Annotated in this window: 7 protein-coding genes; 4 read left to right on the forward strand and 3 right to left on the reverse strand. The window is 66.8% G+C overall.

Annotated elements, in window-relative coordinates; translation table 11 throughout:
- Window positions 1-465: 465 nt before the first annotated feature.
- Both KEG38_RS51965 and KEG38_RS51970 read right to left on the reverse strand, forming a co-directional pair.
- On the reverse strand, window positions 466-972 hold the full coding sequence (locus tag KEG38_RS51965) for a DUF3421 domain-containing protein (RefSeq protein ID WP_272428385.1): 507 nt from the start codon (window positions 970-972) through the stop codon (window positions 466-468).
- 121 nt (window positions 973-1093) lie between these two features.
- A complete protein-coding gene (locus KEG38_RS51970; RefSeq protein ID WP_272428386.1) occupies window positions 1094-3298 on the reverse strand; it encodes a multiheme c-type cytochrome in 2205 nt (734 codons plus the stop codon).
- Between the two features lie 137 nt (window positions 3299-3435).
- Between KEG38_RS51970 and KEG38_RS51975 the strand changes: the two genes are divergently transcribed.
- From KEG38_RS51975 to KEG38_RS51990, 4 genes are all read left to right on the forward strand, one after another.
- On the forward strand, window positions 3436-4404 hold the full coding sequence (locus KEG38_RS51975) for a type 1 glutamine amidotransferase family protein (RefSeq protein WP_272428387.1): 969 nt from the start codon (window positions 3436-3438) through the stop codon (window positions 4402-4404).
- 478 nt (window positions 4405-4882) lie between these two features.
- Window positions 4883-7987 (forward strand): PAS domain S-box protein, encoded by a 3105-nt coding sequence (locus KEG38_RS51980; protein WP_272428388.1) that lies wholly within the window; start codon window positions 4883-4885, stop codon window positions 7985-7987.
- 30 nt (window positions 7988-8017) lie between these two features.
- Window positions 8018-9178 (forward strand): sensor histidine kinase, encoded by a 1161-nt coding sequence (locus tag KEG38_RS51985; protein ID WP_272428389.1) that lies wholly within the window; start codon window positions 8018-8020, stop codon window positions 9176-9178.
- 187 nt (window positions 9179-9365) lie between these two features.
- Entirely contained in the window at window positions 9366-9989 is a 624-nt protein-coding gene (locus KEG38_RS51990; protein WP_272428390.1) for a hypothetical protein, read from the forward strand.
- Window positions 9990-10001: 12 nt separating this feature from the next.
- Here the strand turns inward: KEG38_RS51990 and KEG38_RS51995 are convergent, their stop codons facing one another.
- Window positions 10002-13886: an ATP-binding protein gene (locus KEG38_RS51995; RefSeq protein ID WP_272428391.1), complete on the reverse strand. Its 3885-nt coding sequence runs from the start codon at window positions 13884-13886 to the stop codon at window positions 10002-10004.
- Window positions 13887-14130: the final 244 nt, after the last annotated feature.

Raw genomic sequence — 14130 nt, forward strand, 5'->3', positions numbered from 1 at the left:
CGTTGCCCGTCGCGCGGCCATGGCGCGGACACGCGTCACGCCACGTTTCCGCGCCCTCCGCCACGACGTGGACGTGCCTCGCGTCACGTTTCCGCACCCTCCGCCACGACGTGGACGCGCCTCGCGTCACGTTTCCGCGCCCTCCGCCACGACGTGGACGCGCCTCGCGCCACGTTTCCGCGCCCTCCGCCACGACGTGGACGTGCCTCGCGTCACGTTTCCGCGCCCTCCGCCACGACGTGGACGCGCCTCGCGTAGCGATGCGCGCCGCGCGCCACGCGCTGGAGGCGACCGATGGCAGCAAGCCCCTAGAGCATCGACCGGTTCGATGCTCGGAAGATCGCGAAGCGATCTTCCCTCGGGGGGTGAATCGGCCGGGCTTTGCCCGGACGAGAGGGGGACGCGAGGCGTCCCCCTCGGGACAAAAGAGCTAGGACATCGAGCGGTTGCAAACCGATCGATGTCCTAGTGTGCGGTGAGGACCTGGTAGGAGGGGGACAGCTTCTCGTCTCCGCCATATCCGAAGTTGCAGTTTTCTCCCACGACCTTTCCGGGTTGCCAGCCGCGGTATTGCGCCCGGCAAATGTACAAACTGGGACGACCGGACTCGTAACCGCCCGACACAGCCCCTGGCGGGATCCACCCGTTGCTCGCGTCGACCCACTGCACGCGCCCCGGATCGCCCACGAGGACCTCGTACGCATTGAGGAGAACTTCTCGCCCTCCCCAGCCGATGTTGCAGTTCTGTCCCACGATCTTTCCCGGGTGCAGCCCTCCCTCGTACCACCCGTGGCAGATGTACAAAACGCGCCCAGGCTCCGAGCCGCCGGGAATCGCACCCGCAGGCACGTAACCGTTCATCCCGAAGACCCAAGAGAATCCCTCCGGCTGCGCGATCGCCGAACGAAGCCAAAGCCCCGAGGCACCGAGCCCTGCGAGAAGAGCCAACCCACCCACGAGCTTGCGTTGCATCCAGATCGGCATTCTCCACCTCCAAGGCGAAGGCATGCAACGCCCGAGCCGCGCGAACGAGTACGGCCGCATCCTCTGCGTGGGCGGCGGAATCTCGGAATTTCTCGCTCGAGGTGATATTCTAACGCCGCATTCGAAGCGGATGCACGTGCACCGGGCTCCGCTCGAGCGCGCATCCGGGCACGTCGCGGCTGCATTTCGCCTTCACCCGCGGGATCACGTCCGCGGGCCGCACCTTCTGCCACGCCTCCCACGCCGCCGAAACCTCGGCCTCGGGCGCCGACAGCGCCGCGAGCGAGAGCGCCTGCACGCGCAAAAGATCGTGATCCCGCGGCTGCACCACGAGCCCTCGCCGCGCCGCCCAAAGCGCGCCCCGCGCATCGGCCGCGCTCCCCCGCGCGACGGCGAGCATCACCCATGCCGCGTCATCGCCCGGCGCGCGCTCGGCCGCCTCGGCGAGCGGCGGCGCCGCCTTCTCGAATCGCCATACCTGCGAGAGCGCCTCGCCGCGCAGATACGGAATCGCCGGGTGATCCGGCGCGAGTGGCGCGAGCTTGTCGAGCCAACCCATGGCCTCGTCCACGCGCCCTTGCCGACTCGCGAGCAAGGCGAGCGCCGCCATCACCACCGCCTTTGGCCGCGCCTCCCCCGTGGCCTCGGCCTCCGCAAGCGCCGCGACCAGGCTCGGCCCGGCCTCGTCGCGCCGCTCCTGGAGCGCCCCGATCATCCCAAGCCCGTGATCGTAGAGCCTTCGCCACGTCGGCTTGCCCGGTTTCTCCGGCTTCCGCCCGGCCGATCCCGGACCGATCCATACCTCGGTCTCGGCCACCTTCGTCACGGGCTCGGGCGTGCAGCCGTCGAGATCGAATCCCGCGGCGCGGAACGCCTTCCCGCGCTCGCTCTTCGACGCCTCGCACGCCGCGTGAAACACCGGCAGGCTCCGCGTCCGGTGCCGCAATCGCGCAATCACCCGGAGCGGGAACGCCACGCCGACGGGCGTTTCGAGCCCGTATTCGACGACCTGTGCGCCCCGCGGCGGGATCGTGTGATTGAATACCGGCGCCCGAAATTGCTCCGTCTGCCGTTCGAGCCGCGGTTTTCCATCGTCGCCGACCTGCAATGCGCGCAGCCGATGCGCCGTCGGATCGTCGCCCGTCGCCTCGTGCTCGAGCCCCGCCTCGGCCACGAGCGCGCCGTTCGCGTCCCGCACCTCGACCTCGACCCACGCATCCGCCGCGTCCATCGTCCCGCCGGGGAACCTGTGCCCCACGCGCTCATTGCGCAGCGCCACGGCGAGCACGACCCGCTCGCCCGCCGTCATGGGCGCCCCGTCCGCGGGCAGCGTCCGATGCCCATCCGCGCCAATGACGGCGGCGATATCGATGGAGACGGATCCTTCGAGGAAAGCGCGCGTCTTCGCGAGAACGTCCGGATCCTTCCGGATCGCCGCGAGCCACGTATGCCCGCCGAGAAATGCGTGCGATGCGATCTTCCCGTCCTTCGCCGCGGGATCTCCCCGGTCGGCACGGATCCGCGGCATATGGCAGCCCCGGCAATCCTGCTCGGGCACTTCCTCGTCGAGGGCGTGCACGCGCGAGCCGGCAAACACCGATTGTTGCCACGGCGTCATGTCGTCCTGCCCGATGAGGTGATGCGCGTTCCCGGTCCCCTCGTTCAAGAAGGCGCGATGGCAGCTCGCGCAGATCGCGGTCGTCCGGAGCGCGGGGCTCGCGGCGCGGGCTTTATGCGCGGCGATGCTCCTCGGGTCGCCCTTCGTGGGCAGGGGGAACGGCTCGGCGGTGAGCGTATAACTCCCGTTTCCATCGATGCGCGCCTCCTCGATGCCGTGGCACGTGCGGCACCCGATCCCGGCGTGGGCGCGGGTATCCGAGGGCTCGATGGCCTTGTCCATGCCGCCGTCGACGAGGAGGGAGATGTCGTGACAACCGCCGCAGAACTTGCTCTTCGCGTGGTCGACGTCGGCGCGGAACCGATCGACGGCGGCCCGGTAAACCGGGTTGTTGAACGAAGCGAACGCATGCGCGCTGCCGCGGAAGGCAGCGGCGACGTCGGCGTGGCACCCCTCGCACTCGCTGCCATCCGCCATCTCCTTGCCGCGGTGTTTTCCTTTCAGGACGGTCTCGGCCGGGGCGAGCTCGAGCTTGGATTGAGGCAAGGTGGCGAAGATGCGGGCGCGGGTGGGATCGTCCGCGGGAGCTGCGGTCTTCGGGGGCGGATCGGGAGTGCCGCTGGAAGGAGCGCAGGAAATCGCCAGGACGAGCGATGAGAGGAGGACGGTGCCGAGGAGGGCGCTCTGCCTGCGCATGGAAGGCATGCTCGCCGAGCTTTCGCGCGGGGGCAAGAGAGCAGGAGGCCCGAGCATGCTGCTGCTTCGGAGGACAGCACGACCCTTGCCCCGAATCGGGATTGCGCGCCGGACGCACGACCGATTATACTACGGGAATGCAACGTTCTTATGCCCTTCAGCTCGCCACCGTCATTTTCGTGCTCGCCTCTGGCTGCGGACAAGGCAGCGGGACATCGACCGGCGGATCGGGCGCAAGCTCGAGCGCGACCGGTACGGGACAAGGTGGTGCCGGACAAGGCGGCGCCGGACAAGGCGGCGACAACGTCGGGGGAGCTTTCGTCGGAAGTGGGGGCGCGGGGAATGGCACGGGGGGTGGCGGCGGCGGGACCGAGGTTTGCGACGGCATCGACAACGACAACGACGGGACGATCGACAACGTCGACGTGGGCAACGACGGCATCTGCGATTGTCTGCGCATCGCGACGCTCGGGCTGGCCGGCGTCTGGGGCAATGGGGACGTGTTCGCCTCGTGGCTCGATGCCCGAAGCGACAACGGGGCCGTCTCCCTGAACGACCAGGTGCTCACGAAAGACCTGCTCGACAAATATCAGGTCATCGTGGCGCAGAATCTGAGCGAGCTCGGCCGGACGTATTCGGCCGCCGAGGTCGAGGCCTTGAGCGAGTGGGTCAAGGCGGGGGGCGGCTTCATGACGCTCATCGGGTATGCCGACCCCACCGAGCGGACGAACGTGAATACGTTGCTCGGAGCCTTCGGCATGAGCTATGGCGCGCAGCAAATTCTCCCGAAGAACGGGGGAGCGACCATCCCCGTCACGAACTGGGTGACCCATCCCGTGACGAACGGCGTGACGAGGATCGGCGTCGACAATGGGTATCCGGTCGAGGGGACGGGGCAGACGCTCGCCACGGAACAAGGGTACGACCTGCTCAAGGCCCAGGAAGTGGGCAGCGGTCACGTGCTCATGTGGGGCGACGAATGGATCACGTACGACAGTGAATGGACGGAGCACCCGGAATACCAACTCGAGCTGTTCTGGCTGAATGCGATCAAGTGGTTGACGCCCGCGAAGAACTGTCAAGTGACCATTCCAACGCCGAACTGACGTCGGCCCTTCGGCGTCCTCGTTCTCCCGCAGTCGCCTCGTCTGCTCCGATGCCTGCCAAGCGAGCGGAATCGTCCTCCCCAACGTCGCGCAGAGCAGCGACCTGAACCGTCCCGCTATCGCCAGCAAGCGCATCCGCGCCCCAGAAGCGGGCAAATCGGCGATACGACAACGACCGACGTGCTACGACATACCGTACCGGTCATGTCGAAGCGACCCCAAAACCTCCGTACGAGACCCGAGCGGCCTGCGGCGCTCGAGCGCTGGTCTCCGGTGGTCCGGATGGGTCCCGGCGAGGAAACGGGCGGGCTGACCGTGTTCTTCGCACGGCAGCGATCGTCCTTTCGCTGTCGCGCGGACGACAACCGTGTTCCTGGATAGCTGGAGCAGCAGTTCATTGCGAGGGGGAGAGGGGATGGGCACGAAGGGCGACACCGAATCTTGCAGCCGGCTCGTCTCATCCTACCAGAGAGCGTCGATGGCACTCGGGGGGGTCGTGCTCGTGATCGCGGTGCTCGTGATGATGGGCTGGGCCTTCGATGTGGAGGTGCTGAAGCGCATGGTGATGCGCTACCCGGCGATGAAGGTGAACACGGCAGCTTCCTTCGCGTCGATGGGGCTCGCCCTCCTCGTGCTTCACGCCGAGGAAACGGCCAAGGTTCGCTCGAAAGAGAGATACATTCTCCTCTTGCTCTGCGGAGGCCTCGTGACGTGCCTGGGCGCCGCGACGCTCGCCGAGTACCTGGGGGGGCTCGATCTTCGTATCGACGAGGCGCTCGTCGCCGATCGGGAATCCACCTCATTTCAGACCCCGCCGGGGCGAATGGCGCCGATCACGGCTCTGAAATTCATGTCGCTGGGCCTTTCGCTCATCGCCATGCAGCTCTCCAAGCGCCGGAGTTGGATGTGGCAAGTCCCCATTCTCCTCTGCCTGTTCCTCTCCATGCTGGGTCTCTTGAGATTTCTTTACGACGCCCGCGTCATGGCCGCGGTTTTCTACCACTCCAGCGTGGCGATCCACACCGAAGTTGCGTTCACGCTGCTCTCGCTCGGCCTGCTTTTCGCTCGACCTCACGTCGGTGTCATGTCCGTTTTCGTGAGCGACAAGTCCGGTGGCCTCTTGGCAAAACGACTTTTGCCAGCGTCCATCCTGACGCTGGTGATGCTGGGCCTCCTCGTTCAGCTCGGGGGGACCCGCCAGTTCTTCGATCTGAGCTTCTCGCTCGCGGTCGTCGTCGCATTCGGAACGACGATCCTGTCCGCCATCATATGGCGGACCTCGGAGAAGCTCAATCGACTGGACGATGCGCGGGAGAAGGCCGCCTATCACCTGAAGCTCATGATCGACCACGCCTCCGGAGCCGTCGCGATGTTCGATCGCGACATGAAGTACCTCTGGGTGAGCCGTCGATGGATCTCCGACTTTCGCCTGGAGAAGGTGGAATGCGTCGGCAAGACTCATTACGAGGTCTTCCCCGAGGTACCAGAACGCTGGAAAGAGGTGCACCGTCGCTGTCTCGCCGGCGCGGTCGAGCGCTGCGAAGAGGATCGTTTCGAGCGAGCCAATGGCACCATCACATGGATTCGGTGGGAGGTTCGTCCCTGGCACGAGGACGGCGACGCGATCGGCGGAATTCTGATGTTCGTCGAGGACATCACGCAGAGAAAGCTCGCGGAAGAGGCGCTGAAAGAGGCCAACGCGGAGCTCGAGAGGCGGGTCGAGCAGCGCACACAGCAGGTGGCTCTTCAAGCGGAGATCCTGCACAACATGGCCGAAGGAGCGTGCCTCGTGAAGGCCTCCGATGGGTCGATCGTTCACGCCAATCCTAAGTTCGAAGCCATGTTCGGATATGCCCCCGGAGAGCTCATCGGGAGGCACGTCTCGATCCTGAATTCCGAAGACGTCCCCGGAGGCTCGCAGGAGGTCGCGCGCCGGCTCGTGTCGACCATTCTCGCGCAAAACGTCGGGACCTACGAGATCCAGAACGTTCGGAAGGACGGAACGCCGTTCTGGTGTCGGGCCACGGCGTCGCAGTTCTGCCACCCCGAGCACGGGCTCGTCCTCGTCGCGGTGTACGAGGACATCACTGCAAAGAGAACGAGCGAGGAGGCTCTCCGGCGCAGCGAGCAGAGGTATCGCGATCTCGTCGAGCTCGCGGCCGACGGGATCTTCGTCACCGACACGGAGGGGCGCTGCATCGACGTGAATGGCGCAGGATGCGGGATGCTTGGTTTTTCCAGGGACGAGCTCGTCGGGACAGCGCTCCTCGACATGATTCCACCCGACGCCACGTCGCGTTTCGAGGCGGCCACGAGGCGCCTCTCCGAGCCTGGAACCGTCGACGTCGCCGAATGGGACCTGCGGAAGAAGGACGGTCATTACCTGCCGGTCGAGATCAGCGCCAAATTCTGCCCGGACGGGAGGCTCTTGAGCTTCGTTCGCGACATCAGCGCGCGAAAACGGGCGGAGCGCGCGCGTGAGGTCGCCGAGAGGCGCTATCGAAGCCTCGTGGAGAGCGCGCACGACGGGATCGTGGTGGTCGATGCCCGGGGGCGCATCAAGCTCGTGAACAAGCAAATCGAATCTCTGTTCGGCTACGAGCCTGAAGAGGTGATCGAGCAGCCGGTGGAGATGTTGCTCCCCGAGCGGTGCAGGGGACGGCACGTCGGTCACAGGACCGAATACGTCACGGATCCTCACGCTCGTCCGATGGGCGCGGGCCTCGATCTTTACGCGGCACGAAGAGACGGGAGCGAGTTTCCCATCGACGTTTCCCTGAGCCCGGGGATCGTCGACGGCGAGCTGCAGGTCACCGCGATCATCCGCGACGTCACGGCGCGAAAGAACATCGAAACACAGCTCCGTGAGGCGATTCGAACGCGGGAAGACGTCGTGGCCATCGTGTCGCACGATCTGAAAAACCCGCTCGCGGCCATCCTCATGAACGCGCGTTTGCTGAAGAAACTTCGCACCATCGATCCGGAGGTAAAGGCTCGGTTGTCGAAGATAGCGGACAGCGTCGACCGCTCGGCCATGGTCATGCAACGGTTGATCATGAGCATTCTGGATTTTGCCAAGATCCAGTCGGGGACCTTCACCGTCGAGCCCGACGTCCATGATGTTCGGGCGATCATCGACATCTGTTGCGAATCCATCGAGGCCCTCAGCGCGGCGAGGTCGATTCACGTCGTGCAGGAGCTCGAGCCCGACCTCCCGCGAATCCTCGCGGATCACGATCGGATCATGCAGGTCCTCTCGAATCTCTTGGGCAATGCGATCAAGTTCACGCCGGAAGGGGGGATCGTCACGGTCCACGCCCGTCATTCGGGGCGCAACATCGAAGTCTGCGTCTCGGATACCGGCCCTGGCATCCCCGAGGCGCAGATGCCCCACCTCTTCGAGCGTTACTGGCAGGCCAAGGAGACCGCGAGGCTCGGGTCAGGGTTGGGTCTGGCGATCGCCAAGGGGATCGTCGAGGCGCATGGCGGGAGGATCTGGGTCGAGAGCAAACCTGGACATGGCAGCGCGTTCCATTTCACCGTGCCGACGGCCGAGTCTGCAAGATGGAGCGCCAGCGCTTGAACCGGGGCCCCGCCAGTCTACTCTCCCGTCATGCGCGAGCCCGACAACGTGGTGAGCACCTCCCCGCTCTACACCCAATTCTTCGGCTGGAGACGCTGGGCCGTCGGCACCGCCGTCGTCTTCGGCGTCATGGTCCTCCAGATCCTCCCCTCCGCCGTCAGCCGCCAGCCCGAAAGCGACATCGCCCTCCGCATTACATTCCTCCTCGTCACCATCCCTCTCCTCATGTTTGCCCTCTCCGCCAGCTTCCATTGGGCCACGCGGAGACGACTTGCCTCGGGGCGAACCCTCCTCGTCAGCCTCCTCGTCGCTGCCGTCGTCGGCGCGACGTCCACCTTGGCCATCGTCTACGTGGCCCTGAGCTTCCCGAGCCTCGGCATGCAGCCCGAGCGCAGGGCCCCCTACAGCATCCTCGCGGCCTTTGGTGTTGTCTATGGCCTCATCATGTGCGCCGTCTGGGCCCTCGCGTTCGTGTATCCCTTCGCGGCCGAGGATGCGCGCCTCCGTGCCCTCGAAACCGAAAAGCTCAAGCTCGAAGCCGAAAAGCTCCGCGCGGCCGCCGAGCTCGCGCATCTCCGCGCCCAGCTCGAGCCCCATTTCCTCCTGAACACCCTCAACGCCATCGCCGGCCTCGTCACGCAGGATCCCCGCGAAGCTCGCCGCCTCCTCGCTTGCCTCGGGGATCTCCTCCGCGACGCACTCCACGACGCCGACGAGATGCAGACGCTCGACGAGGAGATCGCGTGGCTCCGCCGTTATGCCGACATCCTCGAATCGCGCCACGCCGGATCCCTCCGCTTCCAGTGGGAGATCGAGAGCCCCGCCGAGAACGCCCTCCTCCCGCGACTCCTCCTCCAGCCGCTCGTCGAGAATGCCGTCAAGCATGGAGCCCTGCGGAGGCGCGGCGGCGGCGGAACCGTGCTCGTTCGCGCCGTCGTGACCCCCGCCAAAAACGAAGCCGCCGCGCGCCTCGTCTGCACGATCGAGGACAACGGCCCCGGAATCCCCCAGGCGCCCCCACGCTCCGGCGCGTTCGGCCTGCGCTCGGTCCGGAGGCGCCTCGAGCTCAAATACGAGGGCGCCGCCCTGCGGCTCGAATCCTCCCCCGAGGGGACCCGATCCATCGTCGAGCTCCCGTGTTTTCTGGCGGAAAAGCAGCCCCGGCCCGCGACCTACGTCGAGGTGACGTGATGAAATGATCTCCCCGGCCGGTATCTCGGCCGCCGCACCACCCTCGCCTCGTCGTCCCCAGAGCGCCTCTCGTCGGCCGGATTCCACGGCTCGTCGGATGAGCGTCGCTGGGGTCGCGCCCACCTCCATTCTTGGGACGAGCTTCCTTTCCACATCCCGGAACGAATGGCCCGATGGAGGTGTTCCCATGACTCGACTTCGATTTGCGCAAATCGCGTCCGCGCTGCTCGGCTTCTTCGCGCTCTTGCCCGCGGCTTCGGCTCGTGACAAGGGCCATCGGTTCGTCGCGACGGTCCACGGCGGCGCCGGGACCGAGGCCGGGGTCGGCGGCACGCTGGAACTCCGGGTCCTCGACGCCATCTGCCTGGGCGGCACGTTCGATTACGGCGTCAACTACGCAGGCACCTTCGGCACGTATCGGTACCTCGGACCGGCGGTGCACGGGAGCTGGTCCATCAAGTTCGCGGACATCTTCGAGCTCCGGCCTTTCTTCGGCGCGCGTTTCCCGCTCGATCTCCAGACCGTCAACGTGCCCGATTACAAGATCGTCGACAACCACGACGTCGCGTTCACCACCGGGCTCCGCACCGCATTCATCCTCGATTTCTTCGTGATTGGCTTGCAGGTCGATTTCACACCCCACGGGGTCACCTGGCAGCACATCTCGACGGGACAGCGGCTGGAAGAGGATGAATACTTCTTCCGCGGCTCGTTCGTCCTCGGCGTCGCGCTCGGGTCGGACAAGAAGGAAGGGGAGGGCTCGCGACAGAGCGCGCGGACGAAGCGAAGCCGGTTCTTCACGGCGTTTTAGCTGCCGCTGCGGCTACTCCGCCTCCCCCTCCTGCCCGAACATCTCCTCGAAAAGCCCCGCCAGCCGGTCGAACTGCACCGGCTTCACCAGATGCGCGTCGAACCCTGCCTCGCGCGAGAGCGACCGATCCGACTCCTGCCCATACCCCGTCACCGCGATCAACCGCAACCTCGTGAGCTCCGGCCGCTCCCGCAATCGATGCGCCAGCTCGTACCCATCCATCACCGGCAAACCGATATCGAGCAGCGCAATGTCCGGCCGAAACTTCTCCGCCACCCGCAAGGCCGACGGACCATCCGAAGCCACCCGCGTCTGATACCCCAAGCTCCCCAGCGACTCCGCCAGCAATGCCGCCGCATCTTCGTTGTCGTCCACCACCAGAACTCGGTGCCCGCCCCCGCCCTGAGCCTTCATCGGCGCCCTCACCCGCGCCCGCGCCGCCTCCACCTCCGCGAGCCCCGCCGCCGCCGGGAGCCGCACCGTGAATTCGCTCCCCCTCCCCTTCCCTTCGCTCCGCGCCGATACCGTCCCCCCGTGCATCGTCACCAGATTCCGCACAATCGCCAGACCGAGCCCGAGCCCTCCCTGCGCTCGATCGAGCGCCTGCCGATCCTGCACGAAAAACTCGAACACCGTCGGCAGCACGTCCGGGGCGATCCCGATTCCATTGTCGCGTACCCGAATCTCGATGTCGCGCTCCCGCCGCTCCGCTTCCACCGCGATCTGCCCGCCCGACTCCGTATACTTCGCGGAGTTCGTCAGCAAATTCGACATCACCTGCGCGAGGCGCGTCCCGTCCCCGTCCACCAAGAGCCCCCGCGACGGCACCTCGACCGTCAGATGGTGCCGCCTCTGCTCCAGGAGCGGACTCGCCATTTCGATCGCCTTCGCCACCACCTCCGCGATCTCGATTCGCTCCTTCTTCAGCTCCACCTTGCCCCGCGTGATGCGCGAGACGTCCAGGAGATCGTCCACGAGCTGCGTCAGGTGTTTCACCTGCCGCTCGATCACCGCTCGCTCCCGCGCGCCCGCGTCGCCGATGCGCATCCGCATCAAGTGCAGCGCCGTCGTGATCGGCGCGAGCGGATTGCGCAGCTCGTGCCCCAGCATTGCCAAAAACTCGTCCTTCGAACGGTTCGCCGACTCCGCCTGCCGCCGCGCCTCCTGCTCCCGCACGAGCAGCTCCCCCCGCTCCTTCATCGCGTCCTCCAGGCGCTTGCGGGCTCGCACCCGATCCGTCACGTCGATGGCCACGCACAAGAGCCCCTCCGGCTTCCCGGACTCACCGCGCACCGCGCACAGGTTGAAGCTGAAGTACGATTCCTCCACGTGGCCGCTGCCGCGATCGATGTCGAGCCGCTCCTCGTCGGTCACGTACGGCGTGCCGGTCGTGTACACCCGGTCGATGATGCCGATGATCGGGTGATTCGCGAGCTCGGGGAACACCTCGGCGTACGCACGCCCCACCAGGTGCTCCTTGCCCACCATCACCTCGTAGCGCGGATTCGCCAGCTCGAAGACGTACCGCGGCCCGCGCAGCGACGCGATCGCCACCGGCGCTTGCATGAAGAGCGCGTGCATCTTCGTCCGCTCCCGCACCGCGCTCATCCGCAGCTCCGCGATCTGCAGGTGGACCGTGATCCGCGCCACGAGCTCGCGCGCCGAGAACGGCTTGGGCAGGTAGTCGTCCGCGCCCGCCTGGAGACCTTCGACGCGTGATTCCTCGCCCGCGCGCGCCGAAAGCATGATCACCGGCACGTCGCAGAGCGACGCGTCGTCGCGCAGCGCGCGCAAGAGGCCGAAGCCGTCGAGGTTCGGCATCATCACGTCCGTGAGCACGAGGTCCGGTCGCGACGCGCGCGCGGCTTCGAGCGCCGCCGCGCCGTCCGCGACCGCCTCCACCTTCCAATGCTCGCCGAGAATGCGCCCGACGTACGCGCGCATGTCGGCGTTGTCGTCCACGAGCAGGATGCGCGCGTTCGGGTTCGGGGCGAGTGCGCCGATCGAAGACTCCGGCAGGAAACGCTCCGAGATCGGCGCCTCGTCGCCATCCGCGTCCGCGCCGGGCAGCCACCGCAACGCCTCTTCCACGTACGGCGCCACCACGCCGGACCGACTCGAGGCCGGCGCTGGCTCGGCGCGAACGCGATCGGCGGGCAGGTGCGCCGCGCCGAGCGGAATCACCACGGAAAACCTCGTCCCCTTGCCGAGCTCGCTCGCGACCTGGATGCGCCCTCCGTGCAACCGCACGAGCTCTTGCACCAGCGCGAGCCCGATGCCCGAGCCTTCGTGCGTGCGCGACCGCGCGCCCTGGATGCGATGGAACCGATCGAAAAGCCGCGGCAATTCGTCCTCGGCGATGCCCGTGCCCGTGTCCTCGACCGTGAGCTCCACGTGGTTCCCCACCGCCTGCAGGGCCACGCGCACCTTCCCCTCGAACGTGAACTTGAGCGCGTTCGAGAGCAGGTTCAGCACGATCTTCTCCCACATGTCGCGGTCGACGAAGACCGGCTCCTCGAGCGTCGTGCAGTCGACGTCGAACGCGAGCCCGGCCCGTTCGAAGGCCGAACGAAACGCGCTCGCGAGATCGATCGTCAGCGCCGCGAGATCGATCGGCTCGTACGCGGCTTGAATGCGGCCGGCCTCGATCCGCGAGAAGTCGAGCAGCGCGTTCACGAGCTTCGCGAGCCGCATCGTGCTCCGATGCACCCACCGCAGGGCCTCGCCGCCGAGCGTCCCCGTGCCCGAGGCGAGCGCGTCCTCGACCGGCCCGAGGATCAACGTGAGCGGCGTGCGCAGCTCGTGGCTCGCATTGCTGAAAAAAGCCGTCTTCGCGCGGTCGATCATGGCGAGCGCCTCGGCGTGCGCGCGCGCCTCCTCGTGGGCGCGCGCGTTGCCGATCGTCGTGACGACCTGATCGGCCGAGAGCCGGAAGAGCCCGCAGTACCGGTCGTCGAGCAAACGATGCGGGCTCATGCCGGCCACGAGGAAGCCGTACGGCTCGGGTTGCCCGGTGCGCACGAGGGGCAGGACGAATGCGCGCTCCGGCGGGCTGCCCCAGCGGCTTACAGGAAGCGCGCCGAACCTTCCGGCGAGGTCGTCCACGAGCACCTCGCGCCCCGTGCGCGCCGCCTCGGCGAGCGGCCACGCGGCCTGCGAGGTATCGCCCCGGATCGGCACGCTCGCGGGTTTGGCCGGGCCATCGTATCGGGCGAGCCCGCTCTCGCCGACGAGCCGCGCTTCGCCTTCGCGCCCGTCGGCGAGGTAGAGCAACGTGAACGGCAGATCCGCCTCGTTCGTCGCGAAGATCTCGGCGGCTGTGCGGCATGCATCCTCGGCCGATTTTGCATCCGCGGCGCGCGCCGCGAGATCACGCAACATGCGGAGCTGCCGGTCGTCCTGGATCTGCTCGGTCGTCTCGTGCACGGTCACGAGCACGCCACCCACGCGACCGTCATCGCGCGGGACCGGGCTGTACGAGAAACTGAAGTACGTCTCCTCGACGAACCCGCGCCGCTGCATCCAGAGCAGCAGATGCTCGCTCCACGTCGCGGGCCCGCCTTCGAGCACGCCGCGCGCCATGGGACCGACGACGTCCCAGATCTCGGCCCACACCTCGTTCGCGGGCGTGCCGAGCGACGCGGGGTGCTTGTTGCACAGGAAGGGCCGGTAGCTGTCGTTGTAGACCGCGTGGATGAGATCGGGCCCCCACCAGATCAGCATCGGAAAGCGCGTGTTGAGCACCACGCCCGCCATCGTCTTGAGGCTCGTCGGCCAGCCCGCGACCGGGCCGAGCGACGTCCGCGACCAGTCGAACGAGCGCATCAGAGCGCCCATCTCCCCGCCGCCGGTGAGGCAGCCCTCGACCGCTGACCCCTGGACCCCAACCCGAGCCATGAATCCAGCTTTAATGGACGTCCGCTCATCATGCTAGGGCGGAAAAACGAGCTGTTCAGGACGATTTCTCGATTTTTGCCAGGAATCGGAAAGTCACGTCCGGGTCGATCTCGCCTGCCTTGTTCTTCACGTTCTCGCCATTGTTCGCCGCCGCCGTTTTGGGCACATGCACGCCTCCCCACGCGACAAACAAGGGTTTGGCGCGGATATACAGCGCCTCGACCGGGCCCTCCTGCCAGCGCTC

This window comes from Polyangium jinanense, assembly GCF_028435265.1.
GTDB lineage: Bacteria > Myxococcota_A > Polyangia > Polyangiales > Polyangiaceae > Polyangium > Polyangium jinanense.

Excerpts from the sequence above, each read along its gene's own strand:
- KEG38_RS51990 (WP_272428390.1), top strand. The coding sequence starts at position 9,366 with ATGACTCGACTTCGATTTGCGCAAATCGCGTCCGCGCTGCTCGGCTTC.
- KEG38_RS51980 (WP_272428388.1), top strand. The coding sequence starts at position 4,883 with ATGGCACTCGGGGGGGTCGTGCTCGTGATCGCGGTGCTCGTGATGATG.
- KEG38_RS51970 (WP_272428386.1), bottom strand. The coding sequence starts at position 3,298 with ATGCGCAGGCAGAGCGCCCTCCTCGGCACCGTCCTCCTCTCATCGCTC.
- KEG38_RS51965 (WP_272428385.1), bottom strand. The coding sequence starts at position 972 with ATGCAACGCAAGCTCGTGGGTGGGTTGGCTCTTCTCGCAGGGCTCGGT.
- KEG38_RS51985 (WP_272428389.1), top strand. The coding sequence starts at position 8,018 with ATGCGCGAGCCCGACAACGTGGTGAGCACCTCCCCGCTCTACACCCAA.
- KEG38_RS51995 (WP_272428391.1), bottom strand. The coding sequence starts at position 13,886 with ATGGCTCGGGTTGGGGTCCAGGGGTCAGCGGTCGAGGGCTGCCTCACC.
- KEG38_RS51975 (WP_272428387.1), top strand. The coding sequence starts at position 3,436 with ATGCAACGTTCTTATGCCCTTCAGCTCGCCACCGTCATTTTCGTGCTC.